The organism is Streptomyces sp. NPDC047971 (assembly GCF_040653355.1).
GTDB lineage: Bacteria > Actinomycetota > Actinomycetes > Streptomycetales > Streptomycetaceae > Streptomyces.
This window is the reverse complement of sequence record NZ_JBEZNW010000028.1, coordinates 26899-44903: the sequence shown is the minus strand read 5'-3', so window position 1 is coordinate 44903 and position 18005 is coordinate 26899. Positions and strand designations below refer to the sequence as shown.

Below are 18005 nucleotides of genomic sequence, written 5' to 3'. Positions count from 1 at the left end.
GAGGCCCCGCCCGCGGGGAGGATGAACGTCATGGACTTCGCAGCGGCCTTCACTCGTGACCCGCAGGCGGCGCCGCACCCGGTGCGGCGCGACGCGACGGCCGCCGCGCTCTTCGCGGTCGTCGCCTCGGTGATCGCGCTCACCGTCGACGACGGCCGCCGGCCGGACCTGCTCGGCTGGGCGCTGCTGCTCGCCGCGCACGTCCCCCTGGCCTGGCGGCGCAGGGCACCGATGCCGGTGCTGCTGGCCGTGGTCGCCTGCGTCGCTCCGTACCACGCGCTCGACTACATGCATCTGGCGCCGATACCCGCGTCGATGACCGCGCTGTACACGGTCGCGGCCACCGGCCGTCCGCAGCGGACCCTGATCGTGGGGCTGTCGGTCACGTCCATCACGCTGACCATGCAGATCTTCGTCAACCCGCACGAGATCGTGGAGTTGTTGCGGGTCTCCGGCTGGGTGATCGCGATGCTGGTGTTCGGCGCGAGCATCCGGCTCTACCGGCAGCTGGTCGCGAGCGTGGTCGAGCGGGCGGAGCGCGAGGCGGAGCGGAAGGTCGCCGAGGAGCGGCTGCGCATAGCCCGGGACCTGCACGACCTCCTCGCGCACTCGATCACCCTCATCGGCGTGCAGACGTCGGTCGCCGCGCACGTCCTGGTCGCCGACCCGGACCGGCTGGACCGGGAGGCGCTCGCCCGGGCGCTCGACGGGATAGCCGAGACGTGCCGGGAGGCCCGCTCCGAGGTGCGGACCACCCTGGACGTGCTGCGGGCGGCTCCGGAGGGCCCGCTGCCGGATCTCGCCTCGCTGCCCGATCTCGTGCGGTCCTCGGGCGCGGACCTGACGATCCGGACGGGGGAGGCGAAGGTTCCTGCGGCGGTGGGGGCGGCGGCGTACCGGATCGTGCAGGAGTCGCTGACCAACGCCGTACGGCACGGGGGCGGGAGCGCGCAGGTGCGGGTCGATGTCGGCCTGGCGGACGCGGTGCTGACGGTGCGGGTGACCGATGACGGCGCCGTGGCGGGAGGGGGGATCGATGCGGAGCGAGCCGGCGGCCCGGCCGGCCCGGGCGGCCCGGGCGGCTCCGGTTACGGGATCCTCGGGATGCGGGAGCGGGCGAGGAGCGTGGGAGGGACACTGAGCGCGGGCCCGCGTGCGGGAGGGGGTTTCGAGGTCGCGGCGGCGCTGCCGCTCGCGGCGAGGGGGGTGACAGCGTGATCCGGGTGCTGCTCGCGGACGATCAGACGCTCGTCCGGGCGTCGTTCGCGATGCTCGTCGACTCGGCGTCCGACATGGAGGTCGTGGGCCAGGCGGCGAACGGCAGGGAGGCGGTGGAGCTGGCCCGGTCGGCGCGGGCGGACCTGGTGGTGATGGACGTCCGGATGCCCGAGCTCGACGGGATCGGGGCGACGCGGCTGATCGCCGCGGACGAGGACCTGGCCGGGGTGAAGGTGCTGGTCCTGACGACGTACGACACGGACGAACACATCCTGGAGGCGCTGCGGGCGGGTGCCTCGGGCTTCGTGGTCAAGGACATCCGGCCCGCCGAGCTCCTGGCGGCGATCCGCACGGTCGCCGCGGGGGAGGCCCTGCTGTCCCCGGGGCCGACGGCCCGGCTGATAGCCAGGGTCCTCGCGACCCCGGACACGCCGGTGACGGGAGGGCCGGAAGGACTGTCGGACCGTGAACGACAGGTGCTCGCGCTGGTGGCCAGGGGGCTGAACAACACGGAGATCGCGGAGGCGCTGGGGCTCTCGCCCCTCACGGCGAAGACCCATGTCAGCAGGATCATGGGCAAGCTCGGGGCGCGGGACAGGGCCCAGCTGGTCATCGCGGCGTACGAGTCGGGCCTGGTCGCGCCGGGGCGCTGAAACGGACCGGGCCCCCGCCGGTCGGTGACCGGTGGGGGCCCGGGGAGCCAGGCCGTGGCGTCGGGTGTCAACCCGTCAGGCATCGGCCCGTCGGGCTTCGGTGCCAGGTGCCAGGTGCCAGGTGCCAGGTGCCAGGTGCCAGGTGCAAGGCGTCAGGTGGCAGGCGTCAGGAAAGCTCGACGCCGCTCGCGCGGAGCATGTCCTCGCGCTCGACGATCTTCACGCGCTCACGGCCCTGCGGCTCGCCCAGCGCCTTCTCCGCCGCGTCGAGGGCGTACCAGCCCTCCCACGTCGTGTACGTGAGGCCCTTGCCCTCCAGGAAGGACACGACGGCGTCCGGCTCGGGGGTCTCCGGGGTGAGCAGCCGGCCGTGGGCGAAGTCGTCGAGCAGGTTCGCGACCGTCTCGTTGGCGTCGCCCTTCGTGTGGCCGATGAGACCGACCGGGCCGCGGCGGATCCAGCCGGTGACGTAGGTGGAGGCGAGGTGCTCGCCGCCCTCCTCGATCACGCGGCCGCCCTCGTCCGGGACGGTGCCGGAGGCGGTGTCCCAGGGGAGCTTCGGCAGCTCGTCGGAGAGGTAGCCGACGGCGCGGTAGACGGCCTGGACGTCCCAGTCCGTGGTCTGGCCGGTGCCCTTCACATTGCCGGTCCCGTCCAGCTCGGTCCGCTCGGTGCGGAGGCCGACGACCCGGCCGTCCTCGCCGAGGATCTCGACCGGGGACTCGAAGAAGTGCAGGAAGAGCTTGTGCGGGCGCTCGCCGATGTCGCGGATCGCCCAGTTCTCCAGGGTCTTCGCGACCATGTCGGTCTGCTTGTTCTTGCGCCGCTCGGCGATCGAGCCGTCGTCGTAGTCGATGTCCTCGGGGTTGACGATGACCTCGATGGTGGGGGAGTGGTCCAGCTCGCGCAGCTCCATGGGGCTGAACTTGGCCTGGGCCGGGCCACGGCGGCCGAAGACGTGGATCTCCACGGCCTTGTTGGCCTTCAGACCGTCGTAGACGTTCGGCGGGATCTCGGTCGGCAGCAGCTCGTCCGCCGTCTTGGCGAGGATGCGGGCGATGTCGAGCGCCACGTTGCCCACGCCGAGGACGGCGACCTTCTCGGCCTTCAGGTCCCAGGTGCGCGGGACGTCCGGGTGACCGTCGTACCAGGAGGCGAAGTCGGCGGCGCCGAACGTGCCGTCCAGCTCGACACCGGGGATCTTCAGCTCGCGGTCGGCCATGGCGCCGGTCGAGAAGACCACGGCGTCGTAGAAGGCGCGCAGGTCGTCGAGGTGCACGTCGGTGCCGTAGTCGACGTTGCCGAAGAGGCGGACCTGGGGCTTGTCGAGGACCTGGTGGAGCGCGGTGATGATGCCCTTGATGCGCGGGTGGTCGGGGGCGACGCCGTAGCGGATCAGGCCGAAGGGAGCCGGCATGCGCTCGAAGATGTCGATGGACACGCCCGGCTCGGCGGCGGCCTCGGACTTCAGCAGCGCGTCAGCGGCATAGATCCCGGCGGGGCCGGCGCCGACGATCGCGACCCGGAGAGGGCGGGGCATGTCAGGTTCCCTTCGCAAGCGACGCGGCGACGATAGCCGTCGCCACTTAGGTCACCCTAAATAACGCCTCACGCACAGCGGTACCCGCCCCCCGTCTATGGCCCCATAAGCTGAACTTATGACTTCTCAAAGCCAGGCTGGGGTCTGAAGGGTGTCACGGTCGACCGGCGGGCGCTCCCGGGCGGCGCAAGCGGATCATGGCCTCTCAACTGGCTTGATATCAAGCTCAGTTGGAATGTCCACGACTAGGTTGTGACCATGGAGTACCTGTTACAGCACCGCGCCGCCGAGACGGCGCGCTCATCCCGGACCCCCGCCCACCCCGCGGTTCGGTCCGCGGCCCTCCCCCATCAGGGACGCCACCGTGAACGCGGCTGAACTCGCCCGACTCCAGTTCGCGGTCACGGCCGGGCTGCACTTCCTCTTCGTCGCCCTCACCCTGGGCCTCGTCACCGTCGTCGCCGTGACCCAGACCCGCGCCACCCTGGCCCGCGACCCCGTGGCGCGGGCCACGGGCATGCGCCGGGTCCGCTTCTGGGGCGGCCTGTACGTGATCAACTACGCGCTCGGCATCGTCAGCGGCATCGTGCAGGAGTTTCAGTTCGGACTGAACTGGTCCGGCCTCTCCCACGCGATGGGCAACGTCATCGGCGCCCTGCCGCTGCTGGAGGGCGAGTTGCTGACCGTCCTGCGGGTCCCCGTGGTGATCGTGCTGTGCGCCTGGGTGCTGCGGGACGCCGCCCTGTGGTTCCGCACGGCGCTCCCGTCCGGCGGCTGGCGGCGCACATGGGACGTCGTCCTGCCGGTCACGAGCGCGGTGCTCGCCCTCACCTGGGGTCTGCTGCTCGCGGCCCTGATCCGTGGCCTGTCGACGGACGGCGACGGGCATGCGGTGGCCGCCTTCTCCGACCTGGCGCACCCCTTCGCGCTCGTTTGCGCGGCCGTGGTCGTCGTGGGCAGCCTCCGCCAGGGCGTGCTCTTCGCCGCCCGGCGGCTGCCGGGGACCGATCCCGAGCAGCCGCGGCTGGCGGGATTCGCCCGCCGTCTCCTCTGGCCCCTCGTGGGAGCCGTCCTCCTCGCCGCGGCGGCCGGGGCGCTGCTGCTGGGCAGCGCCCCGCTGGTCGCCCTGCCCGTCGCGGTCGGTGTGGCGAACGGGACGACGGTGCTGGCCACCCGCTCGGGGGAGGGGGCGCTCACCCTGTCCGGCGCGATCGCGGACTCCGCCTCCCTCGGGTTGCTGGCGGTGGTGGCCCTGCCGGCGCTGGCGGCTGTCGCGTACGCCCAGGTCTGGATCTGGCGCGTGTTCGCCCGCCAGGGCGCCCGCTGACTGGGCGGGCGCGGACGCCGTAAGGGGATCGTGCCGTACGACCGGAGGGCGGGCTCGCCACGGAGGCGGGCCCGCCCTCCGGTCTCTCGACGACCCCGCCGGAGCGCGGGCCGCCGGAGACGGCGTCGAACGCGCCGACGCAGGGGGGCGCGCCGCCGTCGTGAGGGCGCCGCTCGGTGGGGACGATGACCACGGTCCGACAGGAGCGCGGGCGGCGCGGGCTCTCTGTGCGGGGAGCGCGGCGGAGGGCGTTCCTGGCTTTCGCGGCGGGCGTGCCGGCGACGGTGGGGCCGGTCGTCAGCCCGTCCTGACCCCGGCGCTCGGCCGTCGACTGGAGATGCGGCGCGTGCGGCGGGACGTCGATGGATTTTCGATACGCTCGTTCGACATGCGCGCCGCTTTGCAGGGCCCTATCGATTTGCTGAGCCGTATCCGGACGCGACTTCCGAATTCCCTGCTCGAACCGGTCGGTGTTCCGTCGGAAACGAACACCAGACCGCCCGGCCCGTCCGTTTCGGCCCCTTGGCCTCCCGCCGGGCCGTCGGCTTCCGGCCCGAGAACTCCCCCGCGCGTCTGGCGCGTCCCTATGGCCAAGGATTAACTCCCGAACCCGGTACGCCAGTTTCCGGACCTGCGCATCTGCCGATCCTACGGATCCCGCACCCCCCTGGATGCGGTAAGCGGGAAATTGATTCGGAAAGGGTTGCGTTGGTGAAGGAAGAACACGAGCGACCGACCGTGGGGACCGTTCACGAGACGCAGGAGGTGGCAGGGGAATTGCGTGGCGCAGTCGCGAGGGCGGGAATCGCGTCGCCCTCGCGCGGGCTCGACGTTCGCACCCTCGCCGCCGATCCCCCTCGGCCGCTCATCGCATCGGGACGCCGCACGGCGGAGACGGCCGGCCGCCGTCGTACCGCCGGGGAAAGAAGGGGGCCGGACGTGAAACTGCCCATCGGGTCGTACGTCGTCGACATCCGTACGGGAAAGGTCGGCACGGTCATGGGGCACGAAGGCCCGTACGTCCAGCTGCGGCCGCTCGGCGGCGGGCGGGAGTGGGACGCGGAGCCGGACGGGGTGCGGGCCGCCACCGCCGCCGAGCGGCTGCGCGCGGCCACGGCGCACGCGAACGCGCGGAGCCGGGGCGAGGTGCCATGAAGGCGGCGGTTCGGCCGATCGGCCACGGACGGGAGGCGGGCCGGTGAGCTGTGGCGCACCGGCCCGCCCGGGCCGGAGTCGCGTGAACGAGCGCGGGTGCCCGGGACGCGGTGTCCGTACGCGAGAATGGCCGCATGAGTCTGTTCCGCGACGACGGCATCGTGCTGCGCACCCAGAAGCTGGGTGAAGCGGACCGCATCATCACGCTCCTCACGCGCGGTCACGGCCGCGTGCGCGCCGTAGCGCGCGGGGTGCGGCGGACCAAGTCGAAGTTCGGGGCGAGGCTCGAACCCTTCTCCCACGTCGACGTGCAGTTCTTCGCTCGCGGGAGTGATCTCGTCGGGCGCGGGCTGCCGCTCTGCACACAGAGCGAGACCATCGCCGCGTACGGCGGCGGGATCGTCACCGACTACGCCCGCTACACCGCGGGGACGGCGATGCTGGAGACGGCGGAGCGCTTCACGGACAACGAGGGCGAGCCGGCCGTACAGCAGTACCTGCTGCTCGTCGGCGGCCTGCGGACACTCGCCCGGGGCGAGCACGCGCCGCACCTCATCCTCGACGCCTTCCTGCTGCGCTCCCTCGCCGTCAACGGCTACGCGCCGAGCTTCGAGGACTGCGCGAAATGCGGACTCCACGGTCCGAACCGGTTCTTCTCGGTCGCGGCGGGCGGGGTCATATGCGGGGACTGCCGGGTGCCCGGCAGCGTCGTACCCTCTCCGGAGGCCATCGGCCTGCTCAGCGCGCTGCTCACCGGCGACTGGGCGACGGCGGACGCGTGCGAGCCGCGTCACGTCAGGGAGGGGAGCGGGCTGGTGTCCGCCTACCTCCACTGGCACCTGGAGCGCGGCCTGCGCTCCCTGCGGTATGTAGAGAAGAGCTAGGAGATCCATCGCCATGGCCATCGCACGACGCGGAATCCTCGGACGGCAGCGCCGGGAGTACAAGGTCCCCGAGCCGCACCCCTCCGGTGCCCGTCCGCCGAAGCTCCCCGCCGAGCTCGTGCCGAACCACGTGGCCTGTGTGATGGACGGCAACGGCCGCTGGGCCAAGGAGCGCGGCCTGCCGCGTACCGAGGGGCACAAGGTCGGCGAGGGCGTGGTCCTCGACGTGCTCAAGGGCTGCCTGGAGATGGGAGTCAAGAACCTCTCCCTCTACGCCTTCTCCACCGAGAACTGGAAGCGTTCCCCCGAGGAGGTCCGCTTCCTGATGAACTTCAACCGGGACGTGATCCGTCGCCGGCGCGACGAGATGGACGAGCTGGGCATCCGCATCCGCTGGGTCGGCCGGATGCCGAAGATGTGGAAGTCGGTCGTCCAGGAGCTCCAGATCGCCCAGGAGCAGACCGTCGGCAACGACGCGATGACGCTGTACTTCTGTGTGAACTACGGCGGCAGGGCCGAGGTCGCCGACGCCGCGAAGAAGATCGCGGAGGACGTGGCGGCGGGGAGGCTGGACCCGTCGAAGGTCAACGAGAAGACCTTCCAGAAGTACCTCTACTACCCGGACATGCCGGACGTCGACCTCTTCCTGCGCCCCAGCGGTGAGCAGCGCACCTCGAACTACCTGATCTGGCAGAGCAGTTACGCGGAGATGATCTTCCAGGACGTGCTGTGGCCGGACTTCGACCGCCGCGACCTGTGGCGCGCCTGCGTGGAGTACGCCTCCCGCGACCGCCGCTTCGGCGGCGTGGACGCGGCGGACCTGGCCGTGCTCGACAAGAACTGACCGGGCCGGAGAAGGCGGGGCCGCGCGGACGCCGCCGCGTACGGCCCGGCCCTCCCCGCCGCGCTCGGGTGCCGGCCGTACGCGTCCCGGGCCGCCGCGGAGAGGGCGGCCGCCCCGGGACGCCCGGGCCCCGCTACGATCACGCCTCGCAGCCGAGCCACCGGGGAGGGACCGTGCAGGGGACGAGCGCCGTCGAGTTGGTCTACGTGCCGACGAGGGCCGAGGTCACGGAGGCGGTCCGAGTGCGGATGCGCCACTCGCCGACGGGGCGGCGGCTGCGGTGGCTGCTGCCCGGCACCGGGGTCCTGGCCTTCCTGATCGTGGCGTGGGAGCTGGCGGGGCCGGGGGAGCCGGAGCTGTCGAAGGTGTTCCTCTTCGGCGGGCTCGGCGCCTTCGTCCTCGTGCTGGGACCGCTCGTGCCGCGCCTGACGGGACGGCAGATGTACGGGCTCGTCGAGCCGCAGGGGGAGGTCCGCGCCGTCGTGGACGACGACGGGGTGACCTGGACCACGGGCGTCAGCGAGACCACGAGCCGGTGGGCGATGCTGCCCCTGTACGTCGAGACGCCCTCGCTCTTCGTCCTGCTCTCCGCCGACAAGGCGGGCGTCGGCGTCGCCGCGCTGCCCAAGCGGGGCGTGGCCTCGCCCGCCGACCTCGAACGGCTGCGGGCGGTTCTGGAACGCCGGGTGAAGCCGGTCTGAGAGGCCGGTTCGTGAGCCTTTGACAGGTTCTGTCGTCGCCTGATGGTGTGGGGGCAGGGCGGAATCCGCCGGTCCGTAGCCGCTCGTCTGCTGGTGTGATGATGTGAGTGAACGCAAGCCGTACCCCAGCGACTTATCGGACGAGCAGTGGGCGTTGATCGAGCCGGTGATCACTGTATGGAAGGACCGGCACCGCTCGGTCAGCGGCCATCAGGGCGCCTACGAGATGCGCGAGATCGTCAACGCGATCCTCTACCAGGGCCGGACCGGCTGCCAGTGGGCCTACCTCCCGCACGACCTGCCGCAGAAGAGCGCGACGTACTACTACTTCGCCGCCTGGCGGGACGACGGAGCCGACCAGGTCATCCACGAACTCCTGCGCTGCCAGGTCCGTGAACGGGCCAGCACCGGATGGCTTACCGCTGCCGCGTAAGGATGTACCGCTCACCCGAATCCGGCTCGCCGATCCAGGTGAAGACCGTCGGGTGTTCCTCCGTACCGCCGATGTCCCAGCCGAAGGACAGGCTCTCGCAGTCCGCGATGCTGAGCTCGAACGGCCGACCGACACCGTCGTTCTCGGTCAGCTGCCATTTCCCGGTGCAGTTGGAGGCACCGGACTGCTCACCCGTGGCCTCGTACTGGTTGACGCCCTTCGCCGTCACCGTGCCGTCCGCCTCGAAGCGGAGGCTTCCGCCGTCGCCGTCCGTCCAGGTGCCGACCATGTCGGCTTCAGTGAGCCGGGGCGGTTCGTAGATCTTGAGGATCCCCGAGCTGTACGCCGCGACCCCGACCGCAAGCGTCACCGCGAGCAGCCCCAGACCGCCCAGCGCTACGCCCCCGAGCACCCGCCATCGGGCCCCGGGCTTTCCGGGGTTCCCCGCCGCCCGGGCGCACAGGGTCGCGGGTGCCAGCCCGACGATGAGGCTGAGGGCAAGGACGGGATAAACGAGCAGGTCGCCGGGGCCGCCGAAGCCGGCCAGGAGCATGCAGGAGCCGATGAGCAGCGCCAGGGCGGCGGCAACGACCGCCACAGTGGCCAGGGTGAGCTGCCAGCTGTCGCGCCGACCCGTACGGCGGGCCACCGCACGCCCGAGGAGGACGAGGGGGAGCACCGCCATTGCCGAACCGGCCAGCCCTGCGATCATCGAAATGACTGCCAGCAGCACGAGCGCGAATATGGTGCCGAACAGCCATCCCAGGCCGCCTTCGCCTCCGTGGGACTCGGACTGCAAGCTGTACAGGACGGCGACCAGCGCGGCGATCACGGTCTCAGCCCCGATTGCCACAGCCCCGACGGTGAACACCGCAGCGTTCCCGCCGTCCGGAGGCCGCACAGGCATGAACCCCTGCGGCGGCACACCCGGATTCCCAGGAGCCCCCGGCGGTGTCAGCCCCCATTTCGGCGGCGCGGTCTGCGTCATGCGTCCCCCCTATGTCCAGGCACATCATGCACCTAGGCACACCGGCGTGATCAAAGGGGGGGCAAAGCGCTCGCTTCCCGCGATCGAGCAGCGACCCCGGCAGGAGGTCCGGACAAACCATGAAAGGTGCCCCGCCACCAGCGACTTCCGTCACAGGGACGAGGCACCTTTCGTCGGTGCCTCGCGGGAGGCAGAGACCCACCTCGAACACCTCGCGATCACCCGGAAGACCCTCACTGGCCTCGCCGACCGGCTCCCGGCCGTCCCACCGGCCCTGCCCGAGCACCCGGACTACCCCCGCATCCTCGGTGTCCTCAACGATGCGACCGGACCGCTACGGGCCCGGGACGTCTGCGAAGCCCTCGATCACGAACTGCTGCCGAAGAACATCGAGGGCACCCGCGCCAAGCTGAAACGCCTGGTCAAGCTCGGCATCCTCACCGAAATCGACACGGGCAGCTTCGCCAGGAAGCAATAGCCGACCGAGCCCCGCGACCAGCGGTCCTGTCCCAACCTCACCGGGAAACGGACATCAGATCACGAACCGCCCTCTGAGACCTGTGCTCCCGCATGCGGAAGGGGCCCGCACCGGTGCGATCCGGTGCGGGCCCCTTCGGTGCGTCAGGCCACCTTCTGCGCGCAGTCCGCGCAGGTGCCGAAGATCTCGACCGTGTGCGCCACGTTGACGTAGCCGTGCTGGGACGCGATCGTCTCCGCCCACTGCTCCACCGCCGGACCCTCCACCTCGACCGCCTTGCCGCAGACGCGGCAGACGAGATGGTGGTGGTGGTCGCCCGTCGAGCAGCGGCGGTAGACCGTCTCGCCCTCGCTGGTGCGCAGCGCGTCGACCTCGCCCGCGTCCGCGAGGGACTGGAGCGTGCGGTACACCGTCGTGAGGCCGACCGAGTCGCCGCGGTGCTTGAGCATGTCGTGCAGCTCCTGGGCGCTGCGGAACTCGTCCACCTCGTTCAGTGCCGCCGACACCGCGGCCCGCTGCTTGGTCGAGCGGCCGCGTACGGGGGGTCCTGCCGTCGCCACAGGGGCCTCCTAGTTGAGTCGTCGCCCCCGCCATTCTGCCAGGCTGCTAGACCCTGGCGTCGTCCGTGGGTCGCCGCGTGGACGGAACGGCCATGTCGCACTCCGCCGAGGACGGGGACGAGGAGGAGGCCGCCGCCTCCGCCGCCCGGGCGCGGCGCCTGGCCAGCGGAGCGGCGAGCGCGGTCAGGACCACGAAGACGGCGATCGCGAGCAGCACGATCAGCGAGCCCGGCGGCAGGTCCTGGTAGTACGTGGTGACGGTGCCCGTGAGGGTGACGCCGGTGCCGATGACGATCGCGAGGACGAACGTCGTCCGGAAGGAGCGGGACAGCTGCTGCGCCGCCGCGACCGGGACCACCATCAGCGCGCTGACGAGGAGCAGTCCGACGACCCGCATCGCGACCGTGACGGTCACGGCGGCCGTGATCGCGACCAGCAGGTTGAGGGCGCGCACCGGCAGGCCGGTGACCCGGGCGAACTCCTCGTCCTGGCTGACGGCGAAGAGCTGGCGGCGCAGGCCGATGGTGACGAGGACGACGAAGGCGGCGAGCACGGCGATCGCGGTGACGTCCTCGGACGACACCGTGGACAAGGATCCGAAGAGGTACGAGAGCAGGTTGGCGTTGGAGCCGCCCCCGACCTGGATCAGCATGACGCCGCCCGCCATGCCTCCGTAGAAGAGCAGGGCGAGCGCGAGGTCGCCGCGGGTGCGCCCGTACGTCCGGATCAGCTCCATCAGCACGGCGCCCGCGACCGCGACGAGGGTGGCCATCCACACCGGGCTGCTGTTCAGCAGGAAGCCGAGGCCGACGCCGGTCATGGCGACATGGCCGATGCCGTCGCCCATCAGCGCCTGGCGGCGCTGGACGAGGAAGATGCCGACGGCGGGCGCGGTGATGCCGACGAGGACGGCCGCGAGGAGCGCCCGCTGCATGAAGGCGGGTTCGAGGAATTCCATGATCAGGTCAGCTTCCTCAGGTCAGCAGACCCGTACGGAGCGGCTCACCGGCCGCGTGCGGATGGACGTGGTCGTGGCCGGGCAGCGCGTGCTGGCCGACGGCCTGCGGCGGCGGCCCGTCGTGGACGACGCAGCCGTCGCGGAGGACCACGGCCCGGTCGATCAGCGGCTCCAGCGGGCCCAGCTCGTGCAGCACGAGCAGGACGCTGGTACCGCCCGCGACCTGCTCGCGCAGGGTGGAGGCGAGGATCTCCTGGCTGGCGAGGTCGACCCCGGCCATCGGCTCGTCCATGATCAGCAGCTCGGGCTCGGAGGCGAGCGCGCGGGCGATCAGGACGCGCTGGTGCTGGCCGCCGGAGAGGGCGCTCACCGAGTCGCCGGCGCGGTCGGCGAGGCCGACGAGGTCGATGGCGCGGTCGATGGCGGCCTTGTCGGTCCTGGTCAGCGGGCCGAACCTCCGGCGGGAGAGCCGGCCGGAGGAGACCACCTCGCGGATCGTGGCGGGGACGCCGGACGCCGCCGTGGTGCGCTGCGGTACGTAGCCGACGCGGGCCCACTGGCGGAACCGCTTCTGCTCGGTGCCGAAGAGCGAGATCGTGCCGCCGGTCAGCGGCACCTGCCCGATGATCGCGCGGACCGCGGTGGACTTTCCGGAGCCGTTGGCGCCGAGCAGCGCGACGACCTCGCCGGGGTTCACGGCGAGGTCGATCCCGCGCAGGACGGGGCGCGAGCCGAGGGTCGCCGTGGCTCCGCGGACGGATATGACGGGCGCGGTCACGGGTGCCTCCTGCTGTGCGTGGGTCACTTCGCGCCGAGGGCCTTCTTCAGCGCGGCGAGGTTGGACTGCATGACCTCGATGTAGTCATCGCCCTTGGACGCGTCCGTGATTCCCTCCAGCGGGTCCAGGACGTCGGTCTTCAGGCCGGTGTCCTGGGCGAGGGTCTTCGCGGTCCTGTCGCTGGCGAGCGTCTCGAAGAAGACGGTGGAGACCTTCTCCTTCTTCGCGATGGACTGGAGCTCCTTGACGCGGGCGGGGCTCGGCTCCGACTCGGGGTCGATGCCGGTGATGCCCTCCTGGTCCAGGCCGTAGCGCTCGGCGAGGTAGCCGAAGGCGGAGTGGGTGGTGATGAACGTCTTGGTGGTGGTGTTCTTCAGACCGGTCTCGAACGCCGTGTCCAGGTCGCCGAGCTTCTTCACCAGGGCGTCGGTGTTCTTCTTGTAGGCGGCGGCGTGGTCCGGGTCGGCCTTCTCCAGGGAGGCGCCGACGCCCTTGGCGACCTCGGCGTACTTCACCGGGTCGAGCCAGATGTGCGGGTCGGCTCCGGCCTCGGACTCGTGTCCGTGGTCGTGCCCCTCCTCGCCGTGGCCCGCCTCCTCGTGACCGTGCTCCTCGGCGCCGTGGTCGTGCCCGCCGCCGGTGCCGTGGTTCTCGAGCTTCGTGAGGGTGGCGGCGTCGACGGTGTTCTTGACGCCCGCCTGGGCGATCGCTTCGTCGACGGCGGGCTGGACGCCCTTGAGGTAGAGGATGTAGTCGGCGTCGCCGAGCTCGCCTATCTGCCGAGGCTTGAGCTCCAGGTCGTGCGGCTCGACGCCGGGGGCGGTGAGCGTTTCGACGGAGACGTGTTCGCCGCCTATCTGCTCGGCCAGGTACTGCAGGGGATAGAACGACGCCACCACGCTGAGCTTGCCCTCGCCCTTGTCGGCGGCGTCGGACGTTCCGGCGCAGGCGGACAGGGTCACGAGTCCGAGTGCGACGGCTCCGGCGACGGCGGTGGGGGGTATCAGGCGGCGTACGTTCATGACACTCATTTTCAACAAAGTTGGAAACGGTTGTCAATTGCCCTTTCTGTGTTCCCGGCCACGCCCGGCCACACCGAGGCACGCCCGTCCGCGTACGTGGCGAGAAGCCGAACCGATTTGATACGGGGGGCAGGGGCGCCGGTAACCTGAAGCATTCGCCCACCCGTCTCCCGACCACCACCCCCCAACGAGGCGCTTCGCGCCGCTGTTCACATCCTTTCCGCCGTCGTAATGAAGAGAGCACCGTGGCCGCCGACAAGATCGACACCATCGTCAGCCTGAGCAAGCGCCGTGGCTTCGTCTACCCGTGCAGTGAGATCTACGGCGGCCAGCGTGCCGCCTGGGACTACGGGCCGCTGGGTGTCGAGCTCAAGGAGAACATCAAGCGTCAGTGGTGGCGTTACATGGTCACCGCGCGCGAGGACGTCGTCGGCATCGACTCGTCGGTGATCCTGGCCACCGAGGTCTGGGAGGCCTCCGGTCACGTCGCCACCTTCACCGACCCGCTGACCGAGTGCACCTCCTGTCACAAGCGCTACCGCGCCGACCACCTGGAGGAGGCGTACGAGGAGAAGCACGGCCGTCTCCCCGAGAACGGCCTCACCGACCTGAACTGCCCCAACTGCGGCAACAAGGGCACCTTCACCGAGCCCAAGCAGTTCTCCGGTCTGCTCTCCACCCACCTCGGCCCGACCCAGGACTCCGGTTCGGTCGCCTACCTGCGCCCCGAGACCGCGCAGGGCATCTTCACCAACTTCGGCCAGGTGCAGCAGACCTCGCGCAAGAAGCCGCCGTTCGGCATCGCGCAGATGGGCAAGTCCTTCCGGAACGAGATCACTCCGGGCAACTTCATCTTCCGCACCCGCGAGTTCGAGCAGATGGAGATGGAGTTCTTCGTCAAGCCGGGCGAGGACGAGCAGTGGCACGAGTACTGGATGGAGCAGCGCTGGAACTGGTACACGGGCCTGGGTCTCCGTGAGGAGAACATGCGCTGGTTCGAGCACCCGAAGGAGAAGCTCTCCCACTACTCCAAGCGGACCGCCGACATCGAGTACCGCTTCCAGTTCGGCGGCAGCGAGTGGGGCGAGCTCGAGGGTGTCGCCAACCGCACCGACTACGACCTGAACGCCCACTCCAAGGCGTCCGGCAACGACCTGTCCTTCTTCGACCAGGAGGCCGGCGAGCGCTGGACCCCCTACGTCATCGAGCCGGCGGCCGGTGTCGGCCGGACGATGCTGGCGTTCATGCTCGACGCGTTCAACGAGGACGAGGCCCCGAACGCCAAGGGCGTCATGGAGAAGCGCACCGTGATGCGCTTCGACCCGCGCATCGCGCCGATCAAGGTCGCCGTCCTGCCGCTGTCCCGCAACCCGCAGCTGTCGCCGAAGGCCAAGGGCCTCGCCGCCGACCTGCGGCAGAACTGGAACATCGAGTTCGACGACGCCGGCGCCATCGGCCGCCGCTACCGCCGCCAGGACGAGATCGGTACGCCGTTCTGCGTCACCGTCGACTTCGACACCCTGGACGACAACGCGGTGACCGTGCGCGAGCGCGACACGATGAAGCAGGAGCGCGTCTCCCTCGACCAGATCCAGGGCTACCTGGGCAGCCGCCTGCTCGGCTGCTGAGTCCCCGCTCCACGGGAAGGCCCCCGGTTCCGTACGGAACCGGGGGCCTTCCCGTGTGTTCGAGGGCCGCTACGGGCGCAGTCCGCGCAGCAGCAGTTCCACGACCGCGTGGAACTCCGCGTCGATCGTGGGGCGCTGCCACTCCGCGGCGTAGGCAGGGTCGTGGAAGTGGGCCGTCGCCATGAAGAGCGCGCGGGCCGAGGCGCCGGGGTCGGGGGCACCGAATTCGCCCGCGCGGACGCCTTCCTCGACGATCGCGCGGACCTGGTCGACCAGCGCCTCGATGTGGTGGTCGACCACGCCGCTGGCCTCGTCGATCAGCACCCCGTACGTCGCGAACAGCTCGGGGTCGTCGCCGGCCTTGTGCCGCTTGGCCTCGAAGAGGCATGCGAACCAGGCGCGGAGCTTCTCCGCGGCCGGGCGGTCCGACGCCGCGATCAGCTCCGCGAGCGCGACCTCGGCGCGGGAGAGCCACCGCTCGGTGACCGCCTCGCGGAGCGCCGCCTTCGTGCGGAAGTGGCGGTAGACGCTGCCGTGGCTGACGCCGAGCACCCGGGCCACGTCCACGACCGTCGCCTTCGCCGGGCCGTATCGGCGCAGGACCTCCTCGGTGGCTTCGAGGATGCGCTCGGCGGTCAGGGTCTCGGTGGCGGCCATGGAATGACAGTACCCGTCGCCCCGGACGGCTCAGTGCTCGCTGTCCAGGTGGGCCATCTGCGCCTGCGGGTAGCGCTCGCCGGCCGCCGCGCCGACGGGAACGGCCGCCTCGATCGCCGCCAGGTCGGCGGCGTCGAGGGTCACCTCCAGGGCGCCGAGAGCCTCCGAGAGCCGGTCACGGCGGCGAGCGCCGATCAGCGGCACGATGTCGGCGCCGTGCCGGGGCCCCTGGGCCAGGACCCAGGCGATCGCGGTCTGCGCGACCGTCACGCCCTTGGCCTCGGCGACGGCGCGCAGCCGGTCCACGAGATCCAGGTTCCGGTGGAGGTTGTCGCCCTGGAAGCGCGGGGACATCCCCCGGAAGTCGCCCGGCGCGAGTTCGCGGTCGCGGGTGAAGTGGCCGCTGATCAGACCACGCGACAGGACTCCGTACGCCGTGATGCCGATGCCCAGCTCGCGGGCGGTGGGAAGGATCTTCTCCTCGATGCCGCGGGAGATCAGGGAGTACTCGATCTGGAGGTCGGCGATCGGGGCGACGGCGGCCGCCCGGCGCAGGGTGTCGGCGCCCACCTCGGAGAGGCCGATGTGCCGGACGTGCCCGGCCTCGACCAGCTCGGCTATCGCACCGACGGTCTCCTCGATCGGCACGTCGGGGTCCACCCGGGCGATCCGGTAGATGTCGATGTGGTCGGTGCCCAGGCGCTGCAGGGAGTACGCCGCGAAGTTCTTCACCGCGGCGGGTCGGCCGTCGTACCCGGTGAAGCCGCCCTCGACCGTGCGCAGCGCGCCGAACTTCACGCTGGTCAGGGCCTGGTCGCGGACGGCTGCCGGGGCCGTGCGCAGGGCTTCGTTGATCAGCAGCTCGTTGTGCCCCATTCCGTAGAAGTCGCCGGTGTCGAGCAGCGTGACCCCGGCGTCCAGGGCGGCGTGGAGGGTCGCGATCGACTCGGCGCGGTCGCTCTCGCCGTACAGCGCGGACATGCCCATGCAGCCGAGGCCGACCGCGGAGACCTGAGGGCCGGTGCTGCCGAGAGGACGGAGAGGGATGCGGGTGGAGGTCATGGGGGTCTCCTCGTCGGGAGGGAGTCGGAACGCCGGGGGAGCGGCGCACGACAACTATGGCATGACGACTGACAGATTTCAATGTTTGTCATTCACTCGCCCGAGTGAGGAAAATGGCGTGCCGGGACGTGCGGCGGCGGGTAGCGTCTGCGCCATGTTCTCGTTCTTCCAGATCTACGAGTGAGAGCGCCGCGGGTCCGACTCCCGCGCAGCGCCAGCCGATTGACGACCGCACATCTCACTGATGGGAGAACCCCATGGCCAAGGGCCGCAACAACCTTCTCGGCGTCGGCGGACAGCGCAGGAAGCTGTCCCGTGCCGACCAGCAGGGCGCCGCTCAGAGCCGTAGCGCCGACCGCAAGGCCGCGGTCGACCAGAAGCAGGAGCTGCTGAAGAAGATGCGCGAGCGCGCGCTGGGTGCCGAAGGCGCCGGTACGGCGGCCGCCGGCGAGGAGTAGACGCCACGTGGATGACGAAGGAGCCCGGATCGCTGGTGCGGTCCGGGCTCCTTTCGTCGTCCACGGGCCCGGCATGCGTCGGGGGCGCGGAGCGCGCTACGCCCCTTCCGTGACGTCCAGGGCGGTGCCGTAGAGGCGGGACACCTTGAGGCGGAGGACGACGCGCCCTTCGGCGACGGCCTCCTCCAGGAAGGCGGCCTCGTCCGGCGGCGCCCCGCCCGCGGAGGCCATGGCGAGCAGTTCGCGGCCGACCGCGTCGCCAGGGGTCGTGGTGGGCTCCGACACCTCCACCTCGCCCTCGGCGACCGCGTAGGCCCAGACGTCACGGCTGACGTGCAGGGCCGCATGCGGATCGGCTCGCAGGTGGCGGGGCTTGAGCCGGTCCCGTGTGGTGGAGATCCGCGCGACGCGCTCCTTCGGGTCCCAGTGGTGGAGGACCGTGGCCAGGTGCGGGTGGCCCGTCCTGCGGACGCTGGCGAGCACGCCGAACCGCTGCTCGCGGAGGATGCCGTCGAGTTCTGTCTCGGAGAGTGCGCGTGGAGCCGGACCGGGCATGGCGGTGATCCCTTCGTGGAGCGCCGGGTAGCGCAATAGAAGGACCGTAGCAGATGGTTCGGTTGCAGACTATCTTTCTTCGGATCACCTGGGTCCGGATCGTCGC

Annotated in this window: 19 protein-coding genes and 1 pseudogene; 11 read left to right on the top strand and 9 right to left on the bottom strand. The window is 71.0% G+C overall.

Annotated features, from left to right (window positions below; genetic code table 11):
- Nucleotides 1-30: 30 nt before the first annotated feature.
- Together AB0D99_RS24545 and AB0D99_RS24540 are read left to right on the top strand one after the other, a co-directional pair.
- Nucleotides 31-1218, top strand: a complete 1188-nt coding sequence (locus AB0D99_RS24545) for a histidine kinase (RefSeq protein WP_362366056.1) — start codon at nt 31-33, stop codon at nt 1216-1218.
- Nucleotides 1219-1268: 50 nt separating this feature from the next.
- A complete protein-coding gene (locus tag AB0D99_RS24540) occupies nt 1269-1871 on the top strand; it encodes a response regulator transcription factor (RefSeq protein WP_362366204.1) in 603 nt (200 codons plus the stop codon).
- Nucleotides 1872-2037: 166 nt separating this feature from the next.
- Here AB0D99_RS24540 and AB0D99_RS24535 read toward each other — a convergent pair whose 3' ends face one another.
- A complete protein-coding gene (locus tag AB0D99_RS24535; RefSeq protein ID WP_362366053.1) occupies nt 2038-3411 on the bottom strand; it encodes an FAD-dependent oxidoreductase in 1374 nt (457 codons plus the stop codon).
- A gap of 364 nt (nt 3412-3775) precedes the next feature.
- Between AB0D99_RS24535 and AB0D99_RS24530 the strand changes: the two genes are divergently transcribed.
- The 6 genes and pseudogenes from AB0D99_RS24530 to AB0D99_RS24505 all read left to right on the top strand — a co-directional run.
- A complete protein-coding gene (locus AB0D99_RS24530; protein ID WP_362366051.1) occupies nt 3776-4738 on the top strand; it encodes a cytochrome ubiquinol oxidase subunit I in 963 nt (320 codons plus the stop codon).
- A 939-nt stretch (nt 4739-5677) separates the two neighbouring features.
- Complete coding sequence (locus AB0D99_RS24525; protein WP_362366048.1) at nt 5678-5893, top strand: hypothetical protein; 216 nt, start codon at nt 5678-5680, stop codon at nt 5891-5893.
- Between the two features lie 134 nt (nt 5894-6027).
- Complete coding sequence (gene recO, locus AB0D99_RS24520; protein ID WP_352187931.1) at nt 6028-6777, top strand: DNA repair protein RecO; 750 nt, start codon at nt 6028-6030, stop codon at nt 6775-6777.
- Between the two features lie 19 nt (nt 6778-6796).
- Nucleotides 6797-7621: an isoprenyl transferase gene (locus tag AB0D99_RS24515; protein WP_362366201.1), complete on the top strand. Its 825-nt coding sequence runs from the start codon at nt 6797-6799 to the stop codon at nt 7619-7621.
- A 173-nt stretch (nt 7622-7794) separates the two neighbouring features.
- Nucleotides 7795-8322, top strand: coding sequence for a YcxB family protein (locus tag AB0D99_RS24510; RefSeq protein WP_362366044.1), 528 nt, complete (start codon nt 7795-7797; stop codon nt 8320-8322).
- Between the two features lie 103 nt (nt 8323-8425).
- A pseudogene (locus AB0D99_RS24505) lies at nt 8426-8719 on the top strand (transposase); the annotation flags it as partial.
- Nucleotides 8720-8738: 19 nt separating this feature from the next.
- Here AB0D99_RS24505 and AB0D99_RS24500 read toward each other — a convergent pair.
- A complete protein-coding gene (locus AB0D99_RS24500; RefSeq protein WP_362366041.1) occupies nt 8739-9608 on the bottom strand; it encodes a hypothetical protein in 870 nt (289 codons plus the stop codon).
- A gap of 181 nt (nt 9609-9789) precedes the next feature.
- Here AB0D99_RS24500 and AB0D99_RS24495 point away from each other — a divergent pair, with 181 nt between their 5' ends.
- The gene (locus AB0D99_RS24495; protein ID WP_362366038.1) at nt 9790-10221 is read left to right on the top strand and encodes a hypothetical protein; all 432 of its coding nucleotides are present in this window, start codon (nt 9790-9792) and stop codon (nt 10219-10221) included.
- A gap of 143 nt (nt 10222-10364) precedes the next feature.
- Here the strand turns inward: AB0D99_RS24495 and AB0D99_RS24490 are convergent, their stop codons facing one another.
- From AB0D99_RS24490 to AB0D99_RS24475, 4 genes are read right to left on the bottom strand one after another with little or no spacing between them, the layout of a single operon-like run.
- Complete coding sequence (locus tag AB0D99_RS24490) at nt 10365-10781, bottom strand: Fur family transcriptional regulator (RefSeq protein ID WP_362366035.1); 417 nt, start codon at nt 10779-10781, stop codon at nt 10365-10367.
- A 46-nt stretch (nt 10782-10827) separates the two neighbouring features.
- Nucleotides 10828-11745, bottom strand: a complete 918-nt coding sequence (locus AB0D99_RS24485) for a metal ABC transporter permease (RefSeq protein ID WP_362366198.1) — start codon at nt 11743-11745, stop codon at nt 10828-10830.
- A 10-nt stretch (nt 11746-11755) separates the two neighbouring features.
- Nucleotides 11756-12517, bottom strand: coding sequence for a metal ABC transporter ATP-binding protein (locus AB0D99_RS24480; RefSeq protein ID WP_362366032.1), 762 nt, complete (start codon nt 12515-12517; stop codon nt 11756-11758).
- Between the two features lie 23 nt (nt 12518-12540).
- Complete coding sequence (locus AB0D99_RS24475) at nt 12541-13539, bottom strand: metal ABC transporter substrate-binding protein (RefSeq protein WP_362366029.1); 999 nt, start codon at nt 13537-13539, stop codon at nt 12541-12543.
- A 245-nt stretch (nt 13540-13784) separates the two neighbouring features.
- On the opposite strand from AB0D99_RS24475, the gene AB0D99_RS24470 reads away from it, so the two are divergent.
- Nucleotides 13785-15167, top strand: coding sequence for a glycine--tRNA ligase (locus AB0D99_RS24470; RefSeq protein ID WP_362366026.1), 1383 nt, complete (start codon nt 13785-13787; stop codon nt 15165-15167).
- Nucleotides 15168-15236: 69 nt separating this feature from the next.
- Here AB0D99_RS24470 and AB0D99_RS24465 read toward each other — a convergent pair whose 3' ends face one another.
- Nucleotides 15237-15824 (bottom strand): TetR family transcriptional regulator, encoded by a 588-nt coding sequence (locus AB0D99_RS24465; RefSeq protein WP_362366023.1) that lies wholly within the window; start codon nt 15822-15824, stop codon nt 15237-15239.
- A gap of 30 nt (nt 15825-15854) precedes the next feature.
- Nucleotides 15855-16886 carry an aldo/keto reductase gene (locus AB0D99_RS24460; protein WP_362366021.1) on the bottom strand — a complete coding sequence of 344 codons (1032 nt, stop codon included), beginning with the start codon at nt 16884-16886 and terminating at the stop codon, nt 15855-15857.
- 257 nt (nt 16887-17143) lie between these two features.
- Between AB0D99_RS24460 and AB0D99_RS24455 the strand changes: the two genes are divergently transcribed.
- A complete protein-coding gene (locus AB0D99_RS24455) occupies nt 17144-17344 on the top strand; it encodes a DUF6243 family protein (RefSeq protein WP_362366018.1) in 201 nt (66 codons plus the stop codon).
- Between the two features lie 96 nt (nt 17345-17440).
- Here AB0D99_RS24455 and AB0D99_RS24450 read toward each other — a convergent pair whose 3' ends face one another.
- A complete protein-coding gene (locus AB0D99_RS24450) occupies nt 17441-17899 on the bottom strand; it encodes a TIGR03618 family F420-dependent PPOX class oxidoreductase (RefSeq protein ID WP_362366015.1) in 459 nt (152 codons plus the stop codon).
- Between the last annotated feature and the right edge of the window lie 106 nt (nt 17900-18005).